Raw genomic sequence first — 25,114 nt, forward strand, 5'->3', positions numbered from 1 at the left:
ATCTTCAATAATTTTAAGCATTTTGCTGTAAAGAATCATAACATTACAGAAAAAATTAAACAATCAGCATTTTGTTGAAAAACTACGCAATTAAAAGCATTATGCTTGTATTATCAGCAAAATGCTTATTATATAAACATAATGCTTAATTTTGCTATTTTACTGTTGTAAGCAAAATGCTTATTATCGACTCATGGAGGTGAAACAAGATGAACTTCACAGAGGCAGTAAAGACTGCAATGGAGGCCAATGAAATGAGCAAGGCTGATCTAGCACGAGCAACTGGACGGAGTTACCAATATATCAGCGATTTGCTTAAAGGCGATCGTCGTTGGCACGAAAAGATCATCAACGAGGTTTGTGAAGCTCTCGAAATCAAGATTGAGATCACAAACGCTGCAAACGATGGAAAGGAGAATGCAAATGAACAAACCGCAAATATTTAATCATCAGTCGTTTGGAGAAATTCGGGCAATTGAGTTAGAAGGAAAGCCATACTTTGCGGGTGTCGATGTAGCTCGGGCACTAGAATACTCCAACCCAAGTAAAGCGATTATCGACCATTGCAAAGGGGTTTCCAAGTTGGGAATACCTTCGCCAGGCGGTATCCAAGAGACAAACGTAATTCCAGAAGGTGACGTGTACCGGCTTATCGTTAAAGCTTCAGATCAGTCCCGCAATCCTGCGATCAGGGCAAAGGCAGAACAATTCGAGAGTTGGATTTTCGATGAAGTTCTCCCGACGATCCGGCGCACTGGCGGTTATGTGGCGAATGACGATCTATTCATCCAGACCTACCTGCAGCATGCAGACGAACAAACGAAAGTCATGTTCCGCATCACGCTTGAAACTGTCCGCAAGGCAAATGAGCAAATCGCCATCATGCAGCCGAAGGTAGACTATTTCGACGGATTGGTTGACAGAAACCTGCTTACAAACTTCCGGGATACCGCGAAAGAGTTGCAGATCAAAGAGCGTGATTTTATCGCCTGGCTGCTGGATCGCAAATACGTCTTCCGTGATGCCGGCAGCAAGCTCAAACCATACGCGCAATATGTCCCCGACCTCTTCAATATCAAGGAATGGGGCAACAACGGTAAAGCTGGCACCCAAACGCTGGTTACTCCGAAGGGGCGCGAGACGTTCCGCCTGCTGTTGGCAAAACAAACGGCCTGATTGAAATCAACCTGCTCCTTGAAAACCAAATCCAAACCAAACGAAAGGAGGTCCGACATTGGACCAACAAAAAGAAACCACCGCGGCAACGGTGGTAACGAAAGAGTCCTTGAAAAATCAAACGAATCTCCAAGTTGCATATCAATTATTTCGATTAATTGATGACCGCAGCATAAAAGACCTGTATGAAATCGGGCAGTACATCAAGGTCATTGCAGCCAACAAGAAACCGGGGGCAGGCCTCCTACTTCACACAACGCAGGAGGCAGCCGCAGCAGCTTCACAGGAACGCATAGCGGTAGTTTCAACAAATGAAGTCAACACAGAAGAGCCTGGAATACTGTTCGCTATTATACCTGACGACCAGACGCGCACAATGATCCTTTGCCCGATAGACGAAGGTCAAACGTCTATCAGGCTTACCGAGAAAACAGCGGCAATTTTAATCGCTATGCTTGATCGTCAAATCCAAGAATGGTTATAACCTTTCCGGTTCCGCTTTTGGGAAAGGTACGGCGCTTGTTTTGTTTTAACCACATGGACGCGACCATTCTGATTTCGTTGGGACGAATCTTTCGAAAGGCGTAAACTTGCAAAACAAATTCAGAGTCCGGAATTTTGATCGTTGTTACAACATCTGGATTCATCGTAAACATCTCCCCTCTGGTTGATAGTTTACCAGAATGAGGAAAACAAAAGAAAGGAGCGTGATAACGTGGCGATCTTTATCCACCAAACACACCGGATCCTAACACACTTATACCAGCAATATGCGGCCGGAACTTTAAGCCCTATGCAGGGACCGGAACTCGTGAAATCTCTGCGAGAAAATGCGGAGCTGGTGCAAAGGATCGATGGACTAAAAGAAGCAGCATACGCAGCACAGTGTGTCAAGAATAAAGACCTGGTCCAGTACTTTTGCGAAAAATTATACGAAATGGAGGCACAGAGCCGATGAATGGAAACTCTCAATTTGCAACACTCTTGCATGAACAAGGCCTGACCCGCGGACCGGTTTTCGTAGCCGGCTTGATGAAAGGTCACGAAGCAGCTCGGATGGTTGAATTTTTCAAAGCTCACGAAGTGGATCGGCAACCGGAGCACATTCCCGGCGACCAGGACTTTGCGAAGCTCAGCGACTACTTTATCCACTTCAATATCGGCGCCCGCTACGGCATCACATTCGAGGACTTTGTCGGCCGGGTATAGAGGGGAGTGTGGCATGCTTGGTTGGCGTAAAAGAAGCACTTCAACCGTTATCCGAGTTGGATGAAATGGACCCGTCTAAACCGCTTGATCGTCAACGATATTTAAAAGAGTTTGACACCCTTAGAAAACTGCAAAAGCAAATAGTTTTACGAAAAAAAGAACTCAAGTCGCTAATGATTTCAAACGGCTTTAAACGGAACTATTCTCCGCGAGATTACGAGAAGGCAGAGAAGATTGTTTCTATGTTCAAAGCGGGAAAAACCTCGGGTGAAATCGCAAATCATTATGGCGTCTCACATCAGCGGATTTCTCAGATACTTAAAAGCATGGGCGTAACTTCATCTGAAGGCGGACGCTCAAAAAAGCCTTCTAAAAACGCCGGCACATGTTCGATTGAAGGGTGTTCCAGTAAGGCGAAAACAAAAGGGTACTGTACCAATCATTATCAACGCCTTTTGATAACTGGTTCTGCGGAAACGCCGTATAAAGCACCATTCCATTCGCATAGCGATACTTGTTTAGTAGATGGATGCGATGAACCATTTATGTCAAATGGGCTTTGTAATAAACATCGCACAGCGTTCTACCTAAACAAAAAAAGAGGTAATGTTTCAGACTTAAACGACTTTCTCAAAACGCAAAAAGCTAAGCGAATGATGAATGTAGGAAGAGCACCGGTGCGGTTTGAAGTAATTCGAAAATTCATGGAAGAGAACGAGAGCCACTTTATCGAAGACCTTTACACCGGGCGTGTTATGAATGAGTAGCCTCGACCGCTTCTCTCAACCGCTCTACGGTGAGCAGGAGCGCCGAACGCCGCAGGATGATGAATTGTCCGCATACAAGCGGGAGCGTGACGAGCGGATTGAGGAGGACCTGAAAGGAGGTGGGAGAGACGATGGGGAAAACGCGGAATGACCTGATCGGGTTAAAAGGAACCGTTACCCGGCATATCGAGGTGTTGGACGCAAATGAAGCAGAAGACGGATCGGTTGATATCCGGGTAAGCGACAGCATGGGCAATGTCTACTGGACCGAGTTGGACAGTGATATTGATCTGGATTCGTAGGGTCCTATTATTTTTTTGCCAAAATCGGGTTTTTGAGCCCGGAAAGGAGCGTTCAAACGATGAAAGTGATCGCAAAAACGAGCGAAGCAGGCTATTCGGGTGACCGCAGATGGATGGTAGAGATGTCGGAATCAGAGATAGCCAAGGTGTCCGGTCATAGCTACAGTATGCCAGAGCCTATCAAAATCGGGATGACTATCGAGGTGTCTGACGTCTTCCGGGCAGCGCAAAATGCTTTGGATCATCAAAAGACAGTCTCCCAAGCAATCAGGAATCTGCGATCGATGGCGGATGTATTGGAAGCCATCAGGCCGGCCGTATTGGCTGCTATCCTGCCAATCGAAGACGATGAAGTTCCGGAAGACATAAAAAAAGCCGCCCAAGAAGAGAGCGGTCAATGAAAAACCTCAAACCTAAAATAACACAGATTCGGGTGATTTGGAATGATTCCTGTCAAATGTGGATGCGGATTAGATGCCGAATATGCGGTTTACGGATCGGAACAGCCACATTGTTTATCCTGCATGCTGGACGCGGTTGATAATAGCGAGCCCGTACCTGTAAGGAAGCTCGATATATTCGAGCAATATCTTCTCCAGCCCGAGAATCCAAAACCAAATGAATCGGAGGAATAACTCAATGTATGAAGACAATCAAAATGGCGGCTTTGCCCCTGTAGCACATAAAAACAATAATTCTGCCATGGAAGCCGCGGTGGTGAGCAGACAGGCGCAGGAAGTGCAGGCCGCAATGATCGTGGCGAAGAAATTCCCACGGGACGAAAACGCCGCTTATTCCCGGATTATGCAAGCATGCCAAAGAAAAACTCTTGCTGAAGCTGCTGAATATGAATTCCCGCGCGGTGGCAGTAAGGTTACGGGCCCGTCGATTCGCTTGGCAGAAGTCCTGGCTCAAGCCTGGGGAAACATCGATTATGGGGTGACTGAGGTCGAGCAGAAAGATGGAGAGTCCACAATGCTCGCATATTGCTGGGACCTCGAAACGAATACTCGGCGGTCAATGACCTTCGTCGTGAAGCATGAACGTAAGGCCAAGGGCAAGATCAACCGCCTCGACGATCCGCGCGATATTTATGAAATGACTGCCAACCAAGGCTCCCGGCGCGTTAGGGCCTGTATCTTAGGTGTAATCCCTGGGGACGTGGTGGACGCCGCGCTTAATCAATGCCGCCAGACGCTTACGTCCGGAAATAAGGTGCCCCTTAAAGATCGTATCCGCGCCATGATATCCGAGTTTGATTCCTTGTATCAAGTCAAGCAGGAATGGCTGGAAAAGTACATCGGATGTAACGCTTCAGCATTCAGCGAAAACGATGTCCGGCGGCTGGGAAATGTATTCCGTTCCCTTCGCGATGGCATGGCAAAGCGCGAGGAGTATTTCGGGGATTACATGGGCAGCGATGGCACCACGCAGCCTGAAACGGTAGACAGCAAGACTCAGAAGGCGTTTGAAAAATCGCAAAAAAATATGAATGCTGGCGGTGATCAAAGTGGCGCTAGAACTAACGAGTCAGAATTACCACTCGATTGAGGCCAACCGCGAATATATGAGCGTTTCGCAATACAAAGACTTTCTAAAATGCGAGGCCGGCGCCTATGCGAAGGTCACCGGCGAATATAAAGAGCCTGAATCAGATGCGCTCTTGCTTGGCTCCTATGTCCACGCTCACTTTGAGGGAGTTTTGGACGATTTCAAGGCGGAACATCCGGATTTGTTTGTTACAAAGGGGCCGCGCAAAGGCGAGCTCTACGAAAAGTACACTGTGGCCGACAGAATGATCCACGCTCTGGAATCCGATCCGTTTTGTTCGTTCACCCTTCAGGGCGATAAGGAAGTCATTATCTCGGCTTCACTTGGCGGTGTTCCTTGGAAAGCCAAGATTGACGTCCTGAACAGGGAACAAGAGCGATTCGCAGATATTAAAACGGTCCGCGACATCTACGCCAAACAATGGAGCACTGAGCACGGCGCGTACGTCTCTTTTGTCGAAGCCTATGGATACGTGCTTCAGATGTCAGTATATGCCGAGCTTGAACGGCTTCAAGCGGGAAGAGAGGCACGTTACGAACCTGCTATCGTGGCCGTTTCGAAAGAGGAAATCCCCGCGATCGAGGTTATAGGAGGTTTCGAAAGTCGCTTTGACTTGGAAATTGGATTGGTCAAAGAAAAGCTGCCTCGAATCATCGCCGTCAAGCAGGGAAATGAGAAGCCGCGGCGATGTGAGCGGTGTGATTACTGCAGGTCTACTCGAAAGCTGACGGGCGTCACTCATTATATGGACTTGATTTAAAACCAACCTTAGGAGGACTTATCTATGAAATATACCAATCGCTTTTCCAATAAAAAATATGCTTTGATCGCTGCAGTGCAATCTGGCGCCGCTCATGATTTCGCAGTTGCCAAGTCTCAGCGTAAATTCAAACGGACGGCAAACGAGGATAAGCGGTATGAGCGGGGCAGCCTGGGACCATCTACGGTAGCCGCGGCGATCAAAGAAGCTTATCACGGCCTGATCCTCTCTCGGCGCGAACGGAAGGAACTGGCTAAAGCAAGCGGCAAGCCATTTCAAAAGTTCTATTCGCAGGGGTGACGGCGATGAAGCGTGGTAAAGAGCCAACTCGCGGTCAGTTGAAAGTTTTGGCCGGACATGTAGCCACCCCATCATTCTGGCTTATCAGCAAACGGGAGTCTGATAAATGGCTCTTGGTCCAGCGATACACCGGAGAACTTAAAACCATTTTCTTGTAGGAGGTCTTATAAATGTCCAAATTCCATTTTCGCAAGCTTCAAAACCTGGTCAACAAAGACCGGGGACGCCGGCGGAAGCAACTGATCCACCAGCTCCGCTTTGGCAAGTTGTCGAAGGATGAGCGCAGAGAGGCAGAACAGGCGTGGCTCACGATCGGAGGCGTGGTGCGATGAAAATCAAGATCGTATTTGATAAATTCAGAACTTTAAGCCCGATGCCCGCAAAAGATACCGTCCATGAGGCTCGGATGTTACCCAAAGGACCCCTGGATCCTTATTACAATTACCAAATTCTTGATGGTGAGTTTGTCGGGAAAATCATCCCCTACGAGCATGCCATAGTATTGCCGGAGGAGCGCACCTACACCGAAGCCGAATACACTCAGCTCCAGCAAACAAACGAAGCGGTATACAAAGAGCTGGAGCAAACCCGCAAATCGTTTCATAAGGCGATCGACGATCTAAAACGGCATGCGGAGGAGCTGGTGCAGCTGCGCCGGCAACTGGATAGTAAGAAAGTTGAGCTACCGCGGGTGGTTGCAGAAGCGATTGATTCGACGGTCTGTGCGGGACATGCGCTACAAATTATTGCAGCCAACCAACTCAATGCTACTGATCGTCAAACCTTTATGCGGGGATATGCCCAAAATAACCCAGATAAATTTATCCAAGCGCTGGCCTATGGCTACACCGCAGAGCAAACGCCGGAGGATCGGTTGCAAGCGAAGGTCGAAGACCTTCTCAAGGACTGGAGAGGTACATCCATCGATGATGAGCTCGTCAACCAGCTCGCCGGCCAGATCGTAGAGCATGCCAAGGAACTTATTTCAAGCTGAACGTTGGTGAACCTATGAAAACGAATGAAACGATGGTCATTGCCGACGAGGAACGGAATATTCACTTTTGTGACCAATGCGAACTGAGCACTACCGGACCGTATCTCTATTGGGAAGCGCGGGACTTCACACTGTGTGCCTCATGCTTACAGAATTCCTATGATTTAATGTTCCGGCAGCAGGAGCCTTCCATGAAAACCTCTTCTAAACAGAAACGGGCTATTCCAACAAAGCTAAAGAAAGCGGTATTTGAGCGGGATGGTTATCGGTGTCGGTATTGCGGATCGCACAAGAATCTAACCGCCGATCATATTTTTCCCGAATCCCGTGGCGGTGAGACGAGTTTAGAGAATTTGGCAACCGCCTGCTCAGAGTGTAATTCAAAGAAGGGCGCAAGGACACCGGATGAAGCAGGAATGTTATTGAAAGACTTCGGCAGTTGAAAGAGTGAGGTGAAATGGCAAATCCGCAACCTGATAAGTTCACCAAAATATCGAACGAATTATTGGAGCAAGTTCCGAGATTCAAACTGAATGGGTCCCAACTCCGGATAATGCTAATCATTTGGCGCTACACCTACGGGTTCGGGAAGAAGGAATCGGAAATATCAATTTCATTCTTGGTTGAGGCAACCGGCATGATTAAGCGCCAAGTTACCCGTGAGTTGGCTAAGTTAATTGAAATGAATGTTGTCCAGGTTATTTCTGAACAAAAAGGTACCCGTTCAAGAGTTATTCGATTTAACAAAGACTATGAATCGTGGCAGGTGGTAGAGGTGACTAATCAGACATCTCAACTCGAATTATTTAGTGATGACGAATTAGACACCCCTGAGATGTCTAAAAAGACACCTCTAGGGACTTCTAGTGGTGTCGGATTAGACACCCAACAAAGAAAGTATTTAAAGAAAGGTTTTAAAGAAAAGGAGATTATGTTTGAAAACTTCTTCTCTTTATACCCCAGAAAAGCGAATAAGAGCTACGCATCAAAAACATGGAGTAAGCTCTGCAAAAACGAATCGTTCGATCCAGACATCGTTATCACTAATACCCTGAATTTTGTTGAGACATGCAAACTATTAGAAACCGGACAAAAATTCATACCGCATGCCTCAACCTATTTAAACCAAGAACGATGGAAAGATTACCGTTTAATCGACCCTGAAGGATTAGCTTTGAGCAATAGCGATACTCTATCGGACAATCTGAACTTTTTAAAAAATCAAATAGGGGGTGGCGGCGGTGACGGAGAACGAGGTCAGCTTAATTCTGGCGAAGGCTTCCGCGGCCTTCCCGAACAGCGCCCCGAATCTTAGCAGGAACCCCGGCATTCATCGCCTTTGGTGTGAAATGCTTGCCGGCATCGACGGGGAACGAGCGCTTCGAAACCTGCACCATTACATTCAGACGAAGCACTTCTTCCCAGAAATCTCCGATATCGTCCGCGCTGACCTGGAAGAGCAAACCGATTCGGAGCAGCAGAAGCAAGAAACGACCCTTCTCCTCGAGTTAAAAGAGGAGTGGTGGGAGAATGCCGCTCCGCCGCCGGATCACATCGTCAAGAAATGGGGGGCGCGGCGATGAACGGACTTTATGAAGCAGAAACGACGGTCCTTGGATGCTTTATTCTTCAGCCAGACTTGATGGATGAATGCTATCTAACGGCCGACGATTTCGCAGATGACAGGCACTCGTTGATTTTCCGTTACATGCGGTTTGTCTATGAGCAGGACGGAACGATTGATTTAACGCTTATGGCTGCGCGGTCCGGGAACAAGCTCCAGCGTATGGGAGGGCTTCCGTATCTGCTGGACATAACGCAAGGCGTTCCATCCGCTGCGGGCTTTGAACGGTATCAGGCGATTGTCCGGAACTCTTATATCCAACGTAAATCGGCCGAATTGATGGAGGCAATGGCTGCTAAAAGTCAACAGGATGGGATTGACGTCCAGAAACATCTAGCCGAAGCGCGAGCCCAACTGGATGAACTTGCCGAACTTGCGCCCAAAGCAAAAGGATCCGGAATGGTCAAGATGACCGATTTGTTTTACGGACATGTCGATGATATTCAAGGGCGCGCCGCAAAGAAGGGTATGACCGGACCGCCCACGCTTTCAAAGAAGCTCGACAGGATGACCGGGGGGCACCAAAAAGGTGATTTCGAGATCATCGCGGCCCGGCCGAGTATGGGCAAGACGGCGTACATGGGAAACGACGCAATAGCTGCCGCTCGATCAGGAGCAGTCGTCCCAATATTTTCGGCGGAAATGGCTTCGCTGACCGTTGCCGAGAGATTTGTATGTTCCCTGGGAAACATCGACAGCCACAAGATGCGGTCAGGCGGCTTTGCGGATACTGATTGGGAGAAATATAGCTATGCGCTGGATGAACTCGACAAACTGCCTATCTATATCGACGAAACTCCGGGAATGACGCTACAGCATATCCGTGGCGAGATAAAACGGATGGTTAAAGAACACCCAGGGAAACGGATGGTGGTCTACATCGACTATCTGCAACTCATACCAGCCGGCATGAAGTTCCAGAATCGACGCGAGGAAGTCGAATATGTCAGCCGCAGCTTAAAGCTCATGGCCCGGCAATATGGCATTACGATTGTGGCCCTGTCCCAGCTCAGCCGTGGCGTCGAACAGCGGCCAGATAAGCGGCCAATGCTTTCGGACCTGCGCGAATCCGGCGCCATCGAGCAGGACGCGGACATTATCACCTTTCTGTACCGGGACGACTACTACAACAAGGATTCCGAAAAGAAGGGGATCGCCGAGGTGATCGTTGCCAAAGGCCGGAACATCGGAACAGGTACTGTTGAAATGTGGTTCCTCCGCCAGTTCTCAAAATTTTCTGATGAAAATCCTGAGATGAAAGCGGGTGGTGGAAATGGCAAAAATTCCTGATCGGATCGACAGCGATGAGGAGTTTAACGAGTTGTGTGCGCGGATGGTTAAATGCGCGGTGCTCATTGAAGAGGACCCATTAACCACGCCAAAAGAGCGGGAAGCCTATCACGCTGCCTATGACCGCATGTGGAAGGTGTGCGAAGAGTATCGGCTGCGGGATCGGGGAGTGAGCTTTTACCCTGGCTCCGCTTCTCCGCTTCTCCGCTACCTGAAACCGCACCCGCGACGACGCTGCCGCCGGACGAACCGCTTGAAGGTAAAAAGATCGATATATCTGATTGGCTGGACTGAGAAAGGAAGGTGCACGGATGAGAGACGTTTCAATTCGTAAGCTTATTAAACTTCGCTCTAAGCCGGAGGACGAAAGGATTGAGTTGCAATATGACCTCAACCATCTGAAATACCGGCGTAAGTATGGCTATGACAGTTGCCCTATCTGCGGGCGAGAGCTCTATCACAACTCATGGAGCGAGGATCATTGGGGCGTTGTAGAAACGATAACCCAATGCGGTCGATCTTTTGACAGAACTCATTTTAAAAATCATTTTTCGTACGGTTACACCGACTTGATTGCTGGGGAATTTGAGGCAAGTTATAACCACAAAACGCCTAGTGATGAGGTTGAAAGACTCAGAGCGGAATGGTTGTCGGCGGCCACATCTTACAAGAATCGTTGCAAGAGAATTCGAAAATTGGCATATCGCAAATCGAAAAGTCAGCAAAGGAGGGTAAAACGAGCATGAAAATCACCATCCTGAAAAACGCATTGAACGAAGCCATACAGCACGTAGCCAAGGCAGTCAATAACAAGACCACCATTCCGATCCTCAGCGGGATCAAGATGGATGTCAGTGGTTGGGGCGTCACGCTCACGGCGAGCGACATCGACACGACAATTCGGACAGATATCCCGCCGGAAGCCGACACTGTCACGGTACACGAAGCCGGCAGCGTGGTTCTCCCGGCCAAGTTCTTCGTGGACATCATCAAGAAGCTGCCGAAAGAGACGGTGGACATTGAAGTAGAGCCGGGGTTCGCGACGCTGATTACTTCGGGCAAGTCCAAAATCAATTTGGTCGGAATGGATCCGGAAGAGTTCCCGGCGACGCCGCTTGTGGACGACGACCTGAGTTTTACCATCCCGGGAAGCAAGATCAAGGAAATGATCCGGTCCACGGTGTTCGCGATTTCGACCAACGAAAACAGTCCGCTCCTTACCGGCGTGCTATGGGGGCTCGAAAACGGCCGTCTGAAGTTGCTGGCGACCGACCGTCACCGACTGGCGAGCACCGCTACGGACATCGAAGTAGCCGCAGGAATTAGCTTTCAAAACGTCGTTATCTCCGGAAAGGCGCTGAACGAGGTAAGCAAGATTATCTCTGATAAGGACGTGGAAATTTCAGTTGGCGCCAGCACAGTATTATTCCGCTCCGGTTCCGTTCAATTCTTCACCCGGCTGCTGGACGGCAGCTACCCGGACACGTCGAAGATCATCCCAACCACGTTTAAAACCGAACTGGATGTTAACTTGAAAGCTTTCGAGGAATCCATCGATCGGGCGTACCTGCTGGCTCGGGAAGAAAAAACGAATATCGTCCGGCTCGAAGCGGCGGAGGACGGCGCGATGCGGATCGAATCAACTCAATCTGAAATCGGCAAGGTTTTTGAACAACTGGAAGCAGAAAAGATAGCGGGCGAACCAATCAGAATCGGCTTCAACTCCAAATACCTGTTGGACGCGCTCAAGGTGATCGACAGCGAGCAGCTGCATATCGGATTTACTGGCGCTATGAGTCCGATCATCATCAAGCCTGGCGGCGACCAAGATAGCCTGTACCTGATTCTGCCGTACAGGATGGCAAACTGATGCGATTCGTGGGGATCGATCCGGCGACGCATACCGGCGTGGTGGTCCTGGACGCCGAGGGGAACCCGATCATTGAAACGGTGCTTGTCGGTAAAGGCAGGTCGGCCCCGGGAGGGATTACACAAGAGCAGCGCGTCTCACTCGAAAATCAACTATTCCGGATCCTACAGCCCGGGGACGAGGTCATGAAAGAGGGCATCGGCTATGCCACGGAGCGGGTGGTTACTACCGCAAAAATACACGGTGGCCTGGAGAGTATGATCACCCGGAAAGGCCTCACTTTTGATGAAGTAGCCCCGGACGCCGTGAAAAAGTTTGTGGGCGTTAGCAACTGGATTGGTGAGAAAGGAAGCAAGGAACGGATCAAAGGGAAGTCCAAAAAGGAAGCAATGGCCGCAGCTGCGCTCGAGCATTTCGGATACCAGCACCCTAGCAATGACGTAGTGGACGCCTACATCATCGCGAAGATCGGCGAGGCCGTCTACAAGGCGCGAAACGGGGGCAATATGGACGATTACCCCCTGCTTTACCAGCGCGAGGTCATATGGTCTATCATCGATCCGGCCGGGTACAAAGAGTACCTAAAGAAAAGGCAAAAACCGAAAACGAGCAAACGCCGGGGAACACCTGCGGCGGCGGGCGGTCACACCCAATCGACGGAACAGGCGTTCTTATTTCGAGGAAAGGAGAGGTCAGCATGCCGGAAAACGAGCCTGACCATTTGGATAAAATCAACTTGCTTTATAGCGAAGGATGTATTTCAGAGACTCAAGCCAACCTTCTCACAGCATATTTCCTATACGACACAAATAAGGAAATCGCCGCAGCTGCTGGGGTGGAAACGAAGGCAGCAATCGGCAGCATTTCCGGGATGAAACGGCGGCACATTTTAGTCAACCCTGATGCGAACGGAAAATATAGCCTCGTTGATGATATCAGCGATCTGATTTCATGGCGTAAGCCAAACCAAAACATTCGCGTCCAAATAAGCGATGAAGAGCGGGAATGGATGATAAAAAACTATCGGAAGCATAAACGGACAGCCGTCGCTAAGAAGCTCGGTCGGAGCAAATCTGATGTGATCAAAATGGCAATCGCGCTCGGCATCGATCGGAAGAATTGAAGGGAGGTTCAAAGATTGCAAGTTCAAGAGACAGTCCAATATAAAACGGCATTTATTCTATTCGGCGGTATCGGCGGAGAAAGCAAGGGCTTAAAAAAATCTCAATTGGAATACGGAGGCAAAGTATACCGATTCAAGATTCTTGGTTCAGTTGATTTCGATCCAGTAGCCTGTCATAACCATGATTTAATCACCGGCGAAAAGACTTCAATTTGCATGGACCTCTTCACCCGAGAGCAGTACATTGCTTGGAATGGAAAAGAGCCGCCGCCCGAGTGGAAAGAAGTCACCCCTTGGGACATGTGGGTGGCTATGGGGCAGCAGGTTCCATACTTCCTTTTTACTAGCCCCCCATGCAAAGGACTGAGCGGTTTACTGCCGGAAAAATCAGCCAAGACAGCCAAGTATCAGGCACTTAACGAACTTACTGTTCGCGGCATATGGCTTGTGCTTCAAGCATGCAGACTTTACGGAGACAGTATCCCAGCGATTATCCAATTGGAGAATGTCCCGCGAATTCGGACACGTGGGAAAGACCTTCTCAAGCAAATCAAAAAAATGCTTGAAAAGTACGGCTTTGCGGTCAGCATGCGCGGAGATCACAACCTCGGGAAAATTGGCGGTTTGGGAGCAGATAGAGTCCGATTCCTGGTTATGTCTCGGGACCAAGAGCAAGTGCCAAACTTCATTTACTACCCGGAGGAGAAGCCGCTTAAAACGATTGGCGACGTTATTGGTTCGCTGCCGATGCCCGGGGACACGGATGCGGGCGGACCGCTCCATCGGTTGCCAAACCTGCAGTGGAAAACATGGGTGCGGTTAGCTCTGATCAAAGCGGGCGGAGATTGGAGAGACCTGCAGGACGTTCCGTACGAACAATATCGCATTGTCCATGAGCCCCGCGGTGGCGCCTTCGCCATCGAAGAATGGGACAAGACAAGCCGGACCGTTACGGGAACAGCCGGCCCAGGACGAAGTAATGGAGCTGCTGCCGTTTCAGATCCCAGAGTGAACTTTAAGGAGAATACCCACGGGGCGATTTACCGGGTTTGCCGGAATGATCAACCCGGGCCGACCGTTACTGGGGCGCACGGACCGAACAACGGAGCCATATCGATTTCGGACCCGCGGCTGAAGGACAGAGAAGGCAGGCACCCGGGAGTATACCGGATCGTCCGGACTGATGAACCGGCGCCATGCGTGACCGGGACCAGATTCGGAAGCGGCGCCCTGGCTGTCTCTGACCCGAGAGTAAACACCAGCCTTATGCCGGATAGCTACGGCGTCCAAAGTTGGGACGAAACAGGCAAGACGGTGCGTGGAGCAAGTCGCATTATGAACAGCCCGGCCAGCATTAGCGACCCGCGCCTATCAGACCTCAAGAATCGCTATTCAGACAAATATCGGATGCAGAAGATGGACGAAGCGGCCGCGACGGTGACAGGCGTTTCGGATGTTCAGGCGGGAGCACCGCTTGTTGCAGATTCGAGGCTTGGATGCTCGCCCCGGTCAGGATCATACGGCGTTCAGGAATGGAATACGCCCGGCAAAACCGTCACTGGTTCTGGAGATGTTCATTCCGGATCGGCCGCAGTGGCGGACCCACGAATCCCTGCCGACAATGACCGTGGCGCTTGGTTGCTGATTGCAGAAGATGGAACTTGGCACCGTCCGCTTACCACGTATGAGCTCGCGATGTTGCAGACATTCCCGCGGTATCTTCCGGACGGACGACCGTTTCAACTTGAGGGATGCAGTGACGCTAAGGCCCGGGAGTACATCGGAAACGCTGTTCCTTGCGACGCAGCCGAGGCAATGGGAAATACGGTCCTGTTGGCGGCGGCGCAGGCAGAAGCCCGAGAAACATTCCAAATGAGTTGGGACCCGATATGGGTGGCACCGCATGGCGAAGAGCAGCCGGCAATTGTGCATTAGGAAGGGTGGGGGATATGCAATACATCGACTTCCTCAAAACCAAAATTGAGATAGCCAGGGAGACCGGATTCGCGGTTTCCCCGGATGAAATAAATTCTGTTTTAAAGCCACATCAGCGGGATGGCGTTGTCTGGGCTCTGCGCGGCGGATGCCGGGCGCTGTTCGAAGCCTTTGGGCTTGGCAAAACCATTCAGGAGTTGGAGTTCAGCAGGCTGGTTGTTAAACACCGGGGTGGCCGTGCGTTGATCGTCCTCCCGCTCGGTGTGAAGTTGGAATTCGAAAGCGATGCGTTGAAGTTGCTCGAGATGGAGAAACCGGAGTACGTCCGGACTATGGCTGAGGTTGAATCCGCCACCGGAACCATCCTCCTGACGAATTACGAACGGGTCCGCGACGGTGATATCGACCCTGCTTACTTCACTGCCTGTGTGCTGGACGAGGCGAGCGTGCTGCGCGGCTACGGTACCAAGACCTATCAAACGTTCCTCGACAAGTTCAAAGGCGTACCGTTCAAACTGGTCTGCACGGCGACGCCGAGCCCGAACAAATACAAGGAGCTGATTCATTACGCCGGATTCTTGGAGGTCATGGACACTGGCCAGGCGCTGACGAGATTCTTTCAGCGGGACAGTACGAAAGCCAACAACCTGACGCTGTACCCGCATAAGGAAGATGAGTTTTGGCTATGGGTATCGACCTGGGCGCTGTTCATCGCGAAGCCTTCAGACCTTGGATATTCCGACGAGGGCTATGATCTGCCACCGCTGAACATCCAGTACCACGAGTTGCCAGTCGATCACAGCGAGGCTGGCGCCGAGCGGGATGGTCAGCTGATCTTGCTCCGCGATGCGGCGATAGGGCTCAAAGATGCAGCGCGAGAGAAGCGAGAGAGCATCGGGCAGCGGGTCGCCCGGGTGGTGGAGATCGTCAAGGCGAACCTTCCGGAGCAGATCGTGGTCTGGTGTCATCTCAACGACGAGCAAGACGCCATCGAGCGGGCATTAACCGCCGAAGGGATCACCGTCGCCTCTGTCTACGGCAGCCTGTCGCATGACGAGAAAGAGCAGCGCGTATTGGACTGGAAATCCCGAAAATACACCGTTCTCCTTTCCAAACCGGAGATATTAGGATCCGGAGCCAACCTGCAGCAGAGCCATATCGCGATCTTTGCTGGGATAGATTACAGCTTTAACGACACGATTCAGGCGGTTCACCGGATTCACCGCTTCCAGCAGCAACACCGCTGTATCATCCATTTTATTTACATGGAATCGGAATCCGAGATCATGAAGACGCTGCTTGAGAAGTGGCGGCAGCATGATTACCTGGTCAGCAAAATGGTCGAGATCATCAAGAAATACGGGCTTTCGGGGACATCGGTTCTTGATAAACTAGCCCGCACGATTGGAGTTGAGCGCGTGAAATTACAAGGCGAGCGGTGGACGGCCGTGAATAATGACTGCGTATTGGAAACGGAGAGTATGCCGGCCAACAGCGTCGATCTGATCCATACGTCCATCCCATTTTCAAACCATTACGAATACACGCCGAGCTATAACGACTTCGGCCACAACGAGGACACGGAGCGGTTTTTCGAGCAAATGGACCATCTTACGCCGGAACTGCTCCGGATCCTGCGGCCTGGCCGGGTGGCGGCGATCCATGTTAAGGATCGGGTGCTATTCGGTAACGCAACCGGCGATGGTATGCCGACGATGGAAGACTTCCACGCTGATTGTATCAAGCATTATAAAAAGCACGGTTTCCGGTATTTCGGAATGATCACCATTGTGACCGACGTTGTCCGAGAAAACAACCAAACGTACCGTCTCGGTTGGAGTGAACAGTGCAAGGATGGCAGCAAGATGGGCGTAGGATGCCCGGAATACATTCTGCTTTTCCGCAAACTACCGAGCGACACGAGCCGCGCATACGCCGACGAACCTGTCTCCAAAACCAAGGACGAATATACTCGGGCGCAGTGGCAAATAGACGCTCACGGGTACTGGCGATCCAGCGGCGACCGGCTTCTAAGTAAGGATGAGCTCGCCGCGACACCGGTCAACAAACTGCAGGCGGTCTATCGCGAATACTCAAGGGACAACGTGTACAACTATGCCGAGCACGTTGAACTCGCGAAGAAGCTCGACCAAGACAACAAGCTGCCGGCAACGTTTATGGTAGTCGCCCCTGGATCCTGGACTGATGAAGTATGGGACGACATTAACCGCATGCGGACGCTCAACACTACGCAAAGCCAGCGGCGCCAGCAAATGCACGTTTGCCCGCTCCAACTCGACATTGTAGAGCGGATCATCAATCGGTACAGCAATCCCGGCGACCTCGTATTTGACCCGTTTGGCGGCCTGATGACGGTACCATACATGGCGGTCAAGATGGGGCGGCGCGGGTACGGCATCGAGCTCAACGCCGAGTATTTCCGGGACGGAATCGGGTATCTGAAGGCTGCAGAAGCCGAGGTCGAAATGCCAACGTTGTTCGATTTTGAGGAATTGGCATGACTCGGCAGCTTACCCATGGACAATGCATGTCGCTGCTGGCGGACATCAGAGTAACGCAACCCGGCGACTGGACGCATGACCTTCATACGATTACGCCCGGGCCTGCGCGGTTCATTGATCATGTGATAATCCCGAGCGGGCATGAAGTGGTCTATTTCCGAACTGCGGACAGAGCGGGTGCATGGCCGGCTGCAAACTGGGATCGGTTCGCGGTGCAGCGGGCGCCGCAGGTTACACAGGCAGTTGAGCAAATGACGTTGTTTTGAGGAGGAGGGGAGGATCATGAAATATGACCTTGTACCGCTTGAGTTAGAGGACGCAAAGGCATTTGTAAACAAACACCATCGGCATAATGTGGCGCCGCACCGGGATAAGTTCCGAATCGGCCTGGCTTGCGGGGATGAGTTAATCGGCGTTGCAATGGTCGGACGGCCTGTGGCCCGGCACAATGATGACGGTATGACGCTGGAGGTAATCCGACTTTGTGTACTGGATGGTTACAAGGATGCCTGCTCAAAACTTTATGCAGCAGCTTGGCGCGCAGCTCGCAACCTCGGATACTGCCGACTGATCACCTACACGCTAAAGTCGGAGCCGGGTACGAGCCTCAAGGCAGCAGGATGGCGAGTGATCGGTCAGACTCAGGCGCGGCCGCAGGGATGGGATACACCGAGCAGACGCCGGAAGATGGCTGAAAGATACCCGACTGAACAAAAAACGATATGGGAAATCAGTTAAGCGGGGGCGATACCAATCAAACGGAAATTAACCGTTTTCGATAAAGCCAACATGTTTATGAAGTGGCTTAGAAATATTAACGGATTTGGACTTATAGGTTCATGCGACCTATGTCACTCTTCTAAACTTTGCAGATTGGAATATCACACGGAACAAATAGGGAATACCGTCAAGTATTCGGCCACTTATGAATGCTTGAATTGCGGAGGAACCGCAGAAGTAAAAGAAGTTTGGAAAAAGCAATGATGAACATTGCGAAAAAAAGAGCGACACAAAAGGGAGGATGAACGGACATGAAATCAATTAATGAATTGGTGAAGGAAGCACACGAAGCGGCAAAGGAAAAGGGCTGGTATGACGGCAAGCAGCCTACATTTGGTGAAATGATCGTCAATATGCACGGGGAGTTGTCGGAGGCCTGGGAGGACTATCGGGATGGAAAGAAGCCGACTGATTCCTGGTATGAGGCTAAAAATTATGACGGCCAAATCGAAACGGTGACTACTGAATCACAGTGGGGCAGCGAATGGAAACCCTGCGGCATACCTTCCGAATTGGCGGATACTATAATCCGCATCTTTGACACCTGCGGCTACTACGGCATTGATTTGGAAAAGGCGATTGCCGAGAAAATGGCGTACAACGCGACACGTCCGCATCGGCATGGGGGAAAGGTCAGATGAGCGAAAGATTAACGGAACTGCAGGTAAATGAGGTGCGCGACCTTATCCACGAATGGCGCCCATTTGTGAGTGTTCTTCGCGATCCGCTGGAGCTCACGTTCACCTCTGAGCAGGCTGGTTGGGCGGAAGTTGACCGATTAAACCGACTTATAGTCTCCCTGCAAGAGCAGCTCCGCCAGGCCACCGAAAACGCCGCTCACTGGATTTGCAAGTTTCATGCCAACGAGACTAAGTTCCAGCGGCAGAATCAGGAGATTGGGCGGCTGCGGTCGGCTCTTGAATGGGCGAAGAGTCAATATGAAGCGGAATGGACCTATGAATTGGGCATTGGTGAAGTGGTTGAAGAGATCATTCAACGATTTGAACAGGGCGGTGATACTCAATGTCCAGAATAAGCACTCCGGATGAAATACGTAAAAGCATACTTGACCTTCGAAAGATATATTCCGATTTTTCGGATGAAGGTTTCTCCAAATGGTATGCCCGCAAGTATAAGGTGCAGGCGGACGTTGTTATCAAGGTGATTAAAGGGGCGAGCGGGGAATGACGAGTGACGAAATTATGAATTTGGCTCCCGGTCGGAAGTTGAATGAGATGGTCGAAGCAGCAGTCAACGAACTTGTCACCGATGATCAAGACCCGTTATATCTGTTAGGAGTTGGGAATTGTTCAGGGAGTGACGAACACGCCTTAAATTTATGGGAAATCGTTGAAAGCGTGGAATGCGTCGGCGTGCTGCGAATGGGAATGGACGCACCGATACCAATCCGTCACCTCGTAACGATCGGAGACACCAGCTATGAGTCAGGCGAGCCGCTATTCGTTTATACGTCCGACTGGAAGGAATCACTCTGCAAGGCATTCCTGCTCTGGCAGGCGCGATCCCGCGGCGATCACTATAACCCGGCATGGACAGAAGCAATGAGCCAGGCGCCAAAGCATGTTGTCAATTAGCACCGAAATTATTCCAAAATTATTCCTGAGAGGGGAAATATCAAATGTCGATCACTATAAAAGCCGGTTTTAATAAGCAAACGAAAGACAGCAAAAAGGAATCTGTGCAGTTTTACGTAAAGGGCGACGACGAGAAGAAGCCGGAGCTCAACGCGCTTACGCGATCCGTGGTCATTCTCAGCATCGACGGCGTGGAAGATACGCTGACGGCTGAGTTTAAGAAATCATCCAAGGATGCCAAAAAGACTGTGTTGGACTTCGAAGTGAAAGGCGACGCCTCCGCCGAAAAAGCGTTCGAGTTTTACAAAAAGGCTGGCTCCGATGTGGAGTTGACGATCACTGAATCTGATGAATCGCTGGAAGAGTTTGAGGAGCACCAGAAGTCCTACCGGGAAGGCCTCAAAGGTAAGATCAACCCGGACGGCACGGCGGACGTGGACGACCCAAATCAGGCGAAGCTCGACTTTGACGACGATGGCGATCCAATGGATGGCGTGGATGATAAGGATCCGGACGACGACGAACTGCCGTTCTGATGACGAAAGGCCCCGGCTTCGGCCGGGGTATCCCCTACGATGGAGGTGAGCGCGTTTGGGGCAAATGAGACTCGGCGATGATTTTTTGCCGGAATTAGATAGGAAAAAGACGCAGTGGGCAGTAGAGGACGCTTTAGAAAAGTATCGCATTTATAAATGGATAACATTTGACGATAGAGAAGCGAGCACTACTGCTGGTTATGAGCTCAAGGAGCATGCTCCTACAAATGTTACAAGTGACCAGACGGCGAGCATCGCCATTTACAACGTGGATACAAAAGAATCGAGACGAAAGTATTGTGAACGGATAGAGCGAGCGGTGAACAAGCTTCCGAGGATGGAACAGTTTCTGATAACGGAAAGGTATATGACACGAGAGGCCGAATACCTCAAAGATTATACAGTCTACAATCAGACGTTTAATCCGCCTATCAGCGAAGGTTATTATGTGAAAATTCGCTGGAAAGCCTTTTATAAACTCGCCCTTGCTCTGGACATTGCGGTACCAACCGAAGGACATCAAGTGTAGGGAGGAGATAGGAATGTTTCCACCGGGGAATGAGGTAACGATTGGGAAGCATACCTACTTGTTGGATTCCGAGAAGCAATCCATTCGAAGGTTTAATAAACGCACGAAAATGTGGGTCAGTATTACTTTCGGCGATGGGGTTGATGAAGACGAACTTTTGCAAAAGCTCACCGACGAATATATCAGGCAACATTTAGAAAAATAAGAAAGAAGCCCGACGTCAAAGTTGGGCTTCTTTTATATATTACCAGCATTTATTTTTAGTGTAAATTTTGCTTCGATGATTTTTGGTTGTACATTAAACTCACTAGCTCTCCCAGCTGAGCTAAGGCCCCGTGAGCGACGACTATTATATTGTATAAAATCGCGGACATGATGTCAACTGTTAATTTATAAAAAAAAGTCCGGCAAAAATCGCCGGAAATGATGCCGTTTAAAAGCGGATAGACGTAATTCTTGCGGCCGGAATCATGACCAGCTGTCCGGATTCATCTTTGATCTCCAGGGAATCGTCCTGCACGGAAGTCAAAGTTCCTTGCAGGACGGATCCGCCGCTCGTATGAATCGTAACGTTTTTCTCCAGCGACTCGGCCAGCTTGCGTCTCGTCTCGGTGTCGGGAAAGGTAGCGCTGGAATAAGATTGTTCGAGAAGATCCACACGGTTTGACAGCAGTTCAAAAGCGGCGTGAAGCGTACGAATACGTTTTCGCATCGGCCCGTTCAGCAGGAAGCGCAGCATACTCATCGAAAGTTCACCCCCTTCCCGCCGGAATCGTCTCTAGCAAAAGAGACAATATATCATATGTTCATAGATTTATAGAGTTTGGGTAAGAGGAGTGTAAAATGCAATTTGGTTGTCTCCCTAATGTGTGTTATATTTTGTACATATCGAGTTTTCGATTCGACCTATAAGGAGTGAACGAAGTTATGATTAAGCATATCGTTTTGTTTAAACTGAAAGATTCAACTCCGGAAAATATTGAAAAAATAGCGAACGTTTTGCGCGGATTGAAGGGAAAAGTGGAACAGCTTCGGGAACTCGAAATTGGATCCGATGTGGTCAAATCCGAACGTTCTTATGATATCGCCTTGGTGGCTACATTTGATTCTCTGGATGATTTGAACGGCTATCAGGTTCATCCGGAGCATCAAAAAGTCATCGGAATTATGAAGGAAGCAAGGGAAAGCCAGGCCGTGGTGGACTTTGAATTTTGAAAAGGGAGCTTAAATTGCCGTGTATTATGTGAACCGTGAGCAAATCGAGCGCAGACTTAAAGTCCTGCCGGAGTTGATTCGGGTTCTGCAGGAAACCGGATCCGCGCAGGAACAGGCGCTGCTGAACCGTTACGCCGAAGAACGCGCGCTGCATTTGGCGATTGAAGTTGTAACGGATGTCGGCAGCTATTTGATTGACGGTTTTATCATGCGCGATGCGAGCAGTTATGAGGACATCATCGACATTATGCGGGACGAGCAGGTCATTGATCACCATCTCTATTTGATCCTGACCGAGCTGGTTCGCTTGCGCAAACCGCTGGTGCAGGATTATTTGGATTGGGATCGCAGCGGGGTGCGCCGGCTTTCCGCAGAACTCGCTGCGGCCCTAGAGGATTTTGCCGGAAGCGTGCTCGTCTATCTGGAACGTGAAGGGACGATCTCCTGACAAGCGATCAAAAATTAGCTCCGTTAAGTGTGACCGGACAACCAAGAACTGCTTATAATAGATTAATCATATAGGCATTCGCCCTGATCGACGGTTCGTTGCCGAAGGTTAGAGGATTGCCGGACAAGGAGAGATGAGTCGTGAGCAAAGGAAACAAAGGTTGGCTGTGGGGTGCCGCCATCGGCACAATCGTGGGATCGGTAACGGCGCTATTGTTCGCCCAGAAAGCAGGGAAGGAACTTCGCAAGGATATTGCTGACGGAGCTCGTCAAGTCGGTGAAAAAACGCAGGAAGTTGCCGGAAAAGTCAGCGAGCAGGGCGCTCAGGTCGTGAACAAGGTGAAGGAAACGGCCGAAACCCTAGTCAGCGAATTTCAAGCGCGTCGAGCCGGAAAAGTGACGGAAGCGGTTGAAGCGTCGGAAGAGGCCGAAGTAGCGGAAGCACAAGTCTCCTCCGTGCCGGAAGAGCCGGAGGTTTCGGAAGAGGCCGAAGCGGCGGCGGCGTCGGAGATCGAAGAAGAAACCAAGTAGTTTGGGCATCGTTACATTCGCGGCATTTTGCCAGTCAAGCGAAAAAGACCCGGTTCGGGTCTTTTTCTGCGTACGTGCGAAAGAAGCGGAGGATTTGGCTCGGCATGGCCAAATAGGTCAACATTTAGGTACGCTTTATGTAATGGAGACATAAAGTACGTTATAGTCATTTAAAATAATCATAAAGGAAGCGGTATGTTCGTGCAGCAAGCCATCGCAATACTAGACTCGGGAGTGGGAGGACTCACTGTCTGCAAAGAAGTGATGCGACAGCTTCCCAGAGAGAAAATCATTTACTTCGGAGATACGGCCAGAGCTCCCTACGGTCCACGTTCTGCCGAAGAAGTCCGCTTGTTTACCGAGCAAATCGTAGATTATTTGATTCAGTACAATCCGAAAATGGTCGTAATAGCCTGCAATACCGCTACGGCGGCCGCGCTTGATTATATCAAGGCAAAGGTGAGAATCCCCGTGATCGGCGTGATTTATCCCGGAGCACGCGCGGCCATCAGCTCAACCAATACGGGAAAAATCGGGGTCATCGGCACCGTGGGCACAGTGAATAGCGGAGCCTATACCACAGCCCTCAGAGAGCTGAACCCGGCGATTGAAATCACAAGTAAAGCTTGCCCTGATTTTGTTCCGTTGGTGGAGCAAGGACTGTATGAAACCCCCAAGGCGCTTGAGGTCGTTCGCGATTCGCTAGCGGAGTTCAAAAATCATCCGATGGACTGCTTGATCCTAGGCTGTACGCATTATCCGTATCTTAAGAGCCAGATTCAGCAGGTGATGGGGCCCAAGGTGAAGCTGATTAGTTCAGCTGACGAAACGGCAAGGGAAATCAGCACGGTGCTTCATCAAAAAGGGCTTTTGGCAAAAGGAAATAGGCTTCCGATCCACCAGTTTTTCTGCAGCGGGGACGCCGATATGTTCCGGAAAATCGCTCTGGCCTGGCTGGGCGAGCAAATTGAATTGACGCCGATTGTCTGGCAGGTGTCAACGCCTTCTTAATCGAAAACGGCAAAAAACCTTTGGACGGGTTACCGCCCCAAAGGTTTTTTGATTCTTTAATGCAAGAGCTTGTTTATTCGCGTCAGGGCAAAGGACACATGACTTTAAGGACCCCTGGATCAACCGAGGCGTAAAGCGGCGTGGAGGCGACATGCTCTCCGTCCCCAAGCGCAAGGCGGGGAAGCGAGCTGTGAACCGAAATGTTTTTGCCGCGAAGCATCGAAACAAAGGAAAGTTTGGTATGTCCCTTGTAGAGCAGTGTCGGAAAAAGCAGCAAAAGCTTTAGCTTGGAGCAATCGTGAACGATGCAGATATCCAGCAATCCGTCATCCGGCCTGGCTTCAGGACAGATGGCAAGCCCGCCTCCATAGCTGACGACATTGCTGACCGCGGTTAGCCAGGCGGAGGAATAAGTATAAGTGACCCCGTCGCATTCTACTGTTAACGGTGCGGGACGAAATTTGATTAATGTATGAAGGATGCCAATCAGATAGGCCAATCTTCCCAAACGCAGAAAATTGCATATTTTTTTATAGTTGCTGGCGTTCACGTTGTGCGCCACCTCGGCGTCAAATCCAACGGCCAGGGCGGTGAGCGTGCTTCGTCCGGAAATGGAGATCAAGTCGGCTACCCGGGGCAATCCTTTGAGCATAACGTCCAGCGCGGCGGATGTGCGTTTCGGGATGCGAAATCCCCGGGCCGTATCATTGCCCGACCCGGCGGGAAAGACGGCTAGCGGTACGCCCGAACCGCGCAGCGCAGGCAGAAGGCTGTGAATGGTTCCGTCCCCTCCGATGACGCCTACCGCGTGCCAAGTGTTCGCTTCGGACAGCCGCTCCCGCAAAAATGTATGCGCTTGCTCGGCGCTATGCGTGATCGCATGCTGATAAGGGATGCCCTTTTTCTGCAGCAGCTTGCTTATTTTATTCCAGACACGGAGCCCCCCTCCATTGCCTGAATTTTGATTGACGATGAACAAATACATTGGCACTCCCCCATTTTTTGCAGGCCATTTGGTGTGATTTAAGTGTAAACAATATTTAAATA

General features: G+C 50.4%; 39 protein-coding genes. 37 read left to right on the forward strand and 2 right to left on the reverse strand.

Translation table 11 applies throughout. The features are described 5' to 3' along the window. The first annotated feature begins 209 nt into the window (after nt 1-209). From ACI48K_RS18885 to ACI48K_RS19045, 33 genes are all read left to right on the forward strand, one after another. Nucleotides 210-446: a helix-turn-helix domain-containing protein gene (locus ACI48K_RS18885; protein ID WP_475029171.1), complete on the forward strand. Its 237-nt coding sequence runs from the start codon at nt 210-212 to the stop codon at nt 444-446. After that, on the forward strand, nt 424-1,176 hold the full coding sequence (locus ACI48K_RS18890) for a phage antirepressor KilAC domain-containing protein (RefSeq protein ID WP_475029172.1): 753 nt from the start codon (nt 424-426) through the stop codon (nt 1,174-1,176). Before ACI48K_RS18885 ends, ACI48K_RS18890 begins: the two co-directional genes overlap by 23 nt. Before the next feature lie 58 nt (nt 1,177-1,234). Continuing rightward, nucleotides 1,235-1,660: a hypothetical protein gene (locus tag ACI48K_RS18895; protein WP_475029173.1), complete on the forward strand. Its 426-nt coding sequence runs from the start codon at nt 1,235-1,237 to the stop codon at nt 1,658-1,660. 231 nt (nt 1,661-1,891) lie between these two features. Further along, on the forward strand, nt 1,892-2,134 hold the full coding sequence (locus tag ACI48K_RS18900; protein ID WP_475029174.1) for a DUF7667 family protein: 243 nt from the start codon (nt 1,892-1,894) through the stop codon (nt 2,132-2,134). Further along, nucleotides 2,131-2,385 carry a hypothetical protein gene (locus tag ACI48K_RS18905; protein WP_475029175.1) on the forward strand — a complete coding sequence of 85 codons (255 nt, stop codon included), beginning with the start codon at nt 2,131-2,133 and terminating at the stop codon, nt 2,383-2,385. The genes ACI48K_RS18900 and ACI48K_RS18905 overlap by 4 nt, the downstream gene beginning before the upstream one ends. A gap of 17 nt (nt 2,386-2,402) precedes the next feature. After that, nucleotides 2,403-3,152 carry a hypothetical protein gene (locus ACI48K_RS18910; RefSeq protein ID WP_475029176.1) on the forward strand — a complete coding sequence of 250 codons (750 nt, stop codon included), beginning with the start codon at nt 2,403-2,405 and terminating at the stop codon, nt 3,150-3,152. Beyond that, nucleotides 3,145-3,303, forward strand: a complete 159-nt coding sequence (locus ACI48K_RS18915; RefSeq protein ID WP_475029177.1) for a hypothetical protein — start codon at nt 3,145-3,147, stop codon at nt 3,301-3,303. The genes ACI48K_RS18910 and ACI48K_RS18915 overlap by 8 nt, the downstream gene beginning before the upstream one ends. Beyond that, nucleotides 3,284-3,454 carry a hypothetical protein gene (locus ACI48K_RS18920; protein ID WP_475029178.1) on the forward strand — a complete coding sequence of 57 codons (171 nt, stop codon included), beginning with the start codon at nt 3,284-3,286 and terminating at the stop codon, nt 3,452-3,454. The genes ACI48K_RS18915 and ACI48K_RS18920 overlap by 20 nt, the downstream gene beginning before the upstream one ends. A 59-nt stretch (nt 3,455-3,513) precedes the next feature. Next, nucleotides 3,514-3,855, forward strand: a complete 342-nt coding sequence (locus tag ACI48K_RS18925) for a hypothetical protein (protein ID WP_475029179.1) — start codon at nt 3,514-3,516, stop codon at nt 3,853-3,855. Nucleotides 3,856-4,093: 238 nt separating this feature from the next. Beyond that, nucleotides 4,094-5,005 carry a hypothetical protein gene (locus tag ACI48K_RS18930; RefSeq protein ID WP_475029180.1) on the forward strand — a complete coding sequence of 304 codons (912 nt, stop codon included), beginning with the start codon at nt 4,094-4,096 and terminating at the stop codon, nt 5,003-5,005. After that, nucleotides 4,965-5,765, forward strand: coding sequence for a PD-(D/E)XK nuclease-like domain-containing protein (locus ACI48K_RS18935; protein WP_475029181.1), 801 nt, complete (start codon nt 4,965-4,967; stop codon nt 5,763-5,765). Before ACI48K_RS18930 ends, ACI48K_RS18935 begins: the two co-directional genes overlap by 41 nt. Before the next feature lie 24 nt (nt 5,766-5,789). Further along, complete coding sequence (locus tag ACI48K_RS18940) at nt 5,790-6,065, forward strand: hypothetical protein (RefSeq protein WP_475029182.1); 276 nt, start codon at nt 5,790-5,792, stop codon at nt 6,063-6,065. 5 nt (nt 6,066-6,070) lie between these two features. Further along, entirely contained in the window at nt 6,071-6,223 is a 153-nt protein-coding gene (locus ACI48K_RS18945; protein WP_475029183.1) for a DUF6906 family protein, read from the forward strand. A gap of 12 nt (nt 6,224-6,235) precedes the next feature. Continuing rightward, complete coding sequence (locus tag ACI48K_RS18950) at nt 6,236-6,397, forward strand: hypothetical protein (protein WP_475029184.1); 162 nt, start codon at nt 6,236-6,238, stop codon at nt 6,395-6,397. Continuing rightward, a complete protein-coding gene (locus ACI48K_RS18955; protein ID WP_475029185.1) occupies nt 6,394-7,059 on the forward strand; it encodes a hypothetical protein in 666 nt (221 codons plus the stop codon). The genes ACI48K_RS18950 and ACI48K_RS18955 overlap by 4 nt, the downstream gene beginning before the upstream one ends. 14 nt (nt 7,060-7,073) lie before the next feature. Beyond that, the gene (locus tag ACI48K_RS18960; RefSeq protein ID WP_475029186.1) at nt 7,074-7,502 is read left to right on the forward strand and encodes an HNH endonuclease; all 429 of its coding nucleotides are present in this window, start codon (nt 7,074-7,076) and stop codon (nt 7,500-7,502) included. A 14-nt stretch (nt 7,503-7,516) separates the two neighbouring features. Continuing rightward, a complete protein-coding gene (locus tag ACI48K_RS18965) occupies nt 7,517-8,374 on the forward strand; it encodes a replication protein (protein WP_475029187.1) in 858 nt (285 codons plus the stop codon). After that, the gene (locus ACI48K_RS18970; RefSeq protein WP_475029188.1) at nt 8,301-8,642 is read left to right on the forward strand and encodes a hypothetical protein; all 342 of its coding nucleotides are present in this window, start codon (nt 8,301-8,303) and stop codon (nt 8,640-8,642) included. Before ACI48K_RS18965 ends, ACI48K_RS18970 begins: the two co-directional genes overlap by 74 nt. Then, nucleotides 8,639-9,973, forward strand: a complete 1,335-nt coding sequence (dnaB, locus tag ACI48K_RS18975; protein WP_475029189.1) for a replicative DNA helicase — start codon at nt 8,639-8,641, stop codon at nt 9,971-9,973. Before ACI48K_RS18970 ends, dnaB begins: the two co-directional genes overlap by 4 nt. Then, nucleotides 9,957-10,307, forward strand: coding sequence for a hypothetical protein (locus ACI48K_RS18980; protein WP_475029190.1), 351 nt, complete (start codon nt 9,957-9,959; stop codon nt 10,305-10,307). Before dnaB ends, ACI48K_RS18980 begins: the two co-directional genes overlap by 17 nt. Before the next feature lie 408 nt (nt 10,308-10,715). Then, complete coding sequence (dnaN, locus tag ACI48K_RS18985) at nt 10,716-11,843, forward strand: DNA polymerase III subunit beta (protein ID WP_475029191.1); 1,128 nt, start codon at nt 10,716-10,718, stop codon at nt 11,841-11,843. Continuing rightward, nucleotides 11,843-12,718 carry a hypothetical protein gene (locus tag ACI48K_RS18990; RefSeq protein ID WP_475029192.1) on the forward strand — a complete coding sequence of 292 codons (876 nt, stop codon included), beginning with the start codon at nt 11,843-11,845 and terminating at the stop codon, nt 12,716-12,718. Before dnaN ends, ACI48K_RS18990 begins: the two co-directional genes overlap by 1 nt. A gap of 263 nt (nt 12,719-12,981) precedes the next feature. Next, the gene (locus tag ACI48K_RS18995) at nt 12,982-14,901 is read left to right on the forward strand and encodes a class I SAM-dependent methyltransferase (RefSeq protein ID WP_475029193.1); all 1,920 of its coding nucleotides are present in this window, start codon (nt 12,982-12,984) and stop codon (nt 14,899-14,901) included. A gap of 14 nt (nt 14,902-14,915) precedes the next feature. Next, entirely contained in the window at nt 14,916-17,423 is a 2,508-nt protein-coding gene (locus ACI48K_RS19000) for a DNA methyltransferase (protein WP_475029194.1), read from the forward strand. Next, on the forward strand, nt 17,420-17,689 hold the full coding sequence (locus tag ACI48K_RS19005) for a hypothetical protein (protein ID WP_475029195.1): 270 nt from the start codon (nt 17,420-17,422) through the stop codon (nt 17,687-17,689). Before ACI48K_RS19000 ends, ACI48K_RS19005 begins: the two co-directional genes overlap by 4 nt. Nucleotides 17,690-17,705: 16 nt before the next feature. Next, on the forward strand, nt 17,706-18,161 hold the full coding sequence (locus ACI48K_RS19010; RefSeq protein ID WP_475029196.1) for an XF1762 family protein: 456 nt from the start codon (nt 17,706-17,708) through the stop codon (nt 18,159-18,161). Between the two features lie 293 nt (nt 18,162-18,454). Beyond that, complete coding sequence (locus tag ACI48K_RS19015) at nt 18,455-18,844, forward strand: nucleoside triphosphate pyrophosphohydrolase family protein (RefSeq protein ID WP_475029197.1); 390 nt, start codon at nt 18,455-18,457, stop codon at nt 18,842-18,844. Further along, entirely contained in the window at nt 18,841-19,239 is a 399-nt protein-coding gene (locus ACI48K_RS19020) for a hypothetical protein (RefSeq protein WP_475029198.1), read from the forward strand. The genes ACI48K_RS19015 and ACI48K_RS19020 overlap by 4 nt, the downstream gene beginning before the upstream one ends. Continuing rightward, nucleotides 19,227-19,391: a hypothetical protein gene (locus ACI48K_RS19025; protein ID WP_475029199.1), complete on the forward strand. Its 165-nt coding sequence runs from the start codon at nt 19,227-19,229 to the stop codon at nt 19,389-19,391. The genes ACI48K_RS19020 and ACI48K_RS19025 overlap by 13 nt, the downstream gene beginning before the upstream one ends. After that, the gene (locus ACI48K_RS19030) at nt 19,388-19,798 is read left to right on the forward strand and encodes a hypothetical protein (RefSeq protein ID WP_475029200.1); all 411 of its coding nucleotides are present in this window, start codon (nt 19,388-19,390) and stop codon (nt 19,796-19,798) included. Before ACI48K_RS19025 ends, ACI48K_RS19030 begins: the two co-directional genes overlap by 4 nt. Nucleotides 19,799-19,842: 44 nt before the next feature. Beyond that, nucleotides 19,843-20,334 carry a hypothetical protein gene (locus tag ACI48K_RS19035; protein WP_475029201.1) on the forward strand — a complete coding sequence of 164 codons (492 nt, stop codon included), beginning with the start codon at nt 19,843-19,845 and terminating at the stop codon, nt 20,332-20,334. Nucleotides 20,335-20,398: 64 nt separating this feature from the next. Further along, the gene (locus ACI48K_RS19040) at nt 20,399-20,863 is read left to right on the forward strand and encodes an ArpU family phage packaging/lysis transcriptional regulator (RefSeq protein ID WP_475029233.1); all 465 of its coding nucleotides are present in this window, start codon (nt 20,399-20,401) and stop codon (nt 20,861-20,863) included. 13 nt (nt 20,864-20,876) lie between these two features. Next, the gene (locus tag ACI48K_RS19045) at nt 20,877-21,068 is read left to right on the forward strand and encodes a hypothetical protein (RefSeq protein ID WP_475029202.1); all 192 of its coding nucleotides are present in this window, start codon (nt 20,877-20,879) and stop codon (nt 21,066-21,068) included. Nucleotides 21,069-21,296: 228 nt separating this feature from the next. On the opposite strand, the gene ACI48K_RS19050 is transcribed toward ACI48K_RS19045, so the two are convergent. Then, a complete protein-coding gene (locus ACI48K_RS19050; protein ID WP_475029203.1) occupies nt 21,297-21,608 on the reverse strand; it encodes a hypothetical protein in 312 nt (103 codons plus the stop codon). Nucleotides 21,609-21,790: 182 nt separating this feature from the next. Here ACI48K_RS19050 and ACI48K_RS19055 point away from each other — a divergent pair, with 182 nt between their 5' ends. The 4 genes from ACI48K_RS19055 to racE all read left to right on the forward strand — a co-directional run bounded on the left by ACI48K_RS19055 (nt 21,791) and on the right by racE (nt 24,067). Then, nucleotides 21,791-22,078, forward strand: a complete 288-nt coding sequence (locus ACI48K_RS19055; RefSeq protein ID WP_475029204.1) for a Dabb family protein — start codon at nt 21,791-21,793, stop codon at nt 22,076-22,078. A 19-nt stretch (nt 22,079-22,097) separates the two neighbouring features. Beyond that, nucleotides 22,098-22,526 carry a DUF86 domain-containing protein gene (locus ACI48K_RS19060; protein ID WP_475029205.1) on the forward strand — a complete coding sequence of 143 codons (429 nt, stop codon included), beginning with the start codon at nt 22,098-22,100 and terminating at the stop codon, nt 22,524-22,526. A 140-nt stretch (nt 22,527-22,666) separates the two neighbouring features. Further along, nucleotides 22,667-23,056 carry a YtxH domain-containing protein gene (locus ACI48K_RS19065; protein WP_475029206.1) on the forward strand — a complete coding sequence of 130 codons (390 nt, stop codon included), beginning with the start codon at nt 22,667-22,669 and terminating at the stop codon, nt 23,054-23,056. Between the two features lie 195 nt (nt 23,057-23,251). Beyond that, a complete protein-coding gene (gene racE / locus ACI48K_RS19070) occupies nt 23,252-24,067 on the forward strand; it encodes a glutamate racemase (protein ID WP_475029207.1) in 816 nt (271 codons plus the stop codon). Between the two features lie 82 nt (nt 24,068-24,149). On the opposite strand, the gene ACI48K_RS19075 is transcribed toward racE, so the two are convergent. Beyond that, nucleotides 24,150-25,052 (reverse strand): diacylglycerol/lipid kinase family protein, encoded by a 903-nt coding sequence (locus tag ACI48K_RS19075; protein WP_475029208.1) that lies wholly within the window; start codon nt 25,050-25,052, stop codon nt 24,150-24,152. Nucleotides 25,053-25,114 lie beyond the last annotated feature (62 nt).

The organism is Paenibacillus terrisolis (assembly GCF_056171975.1).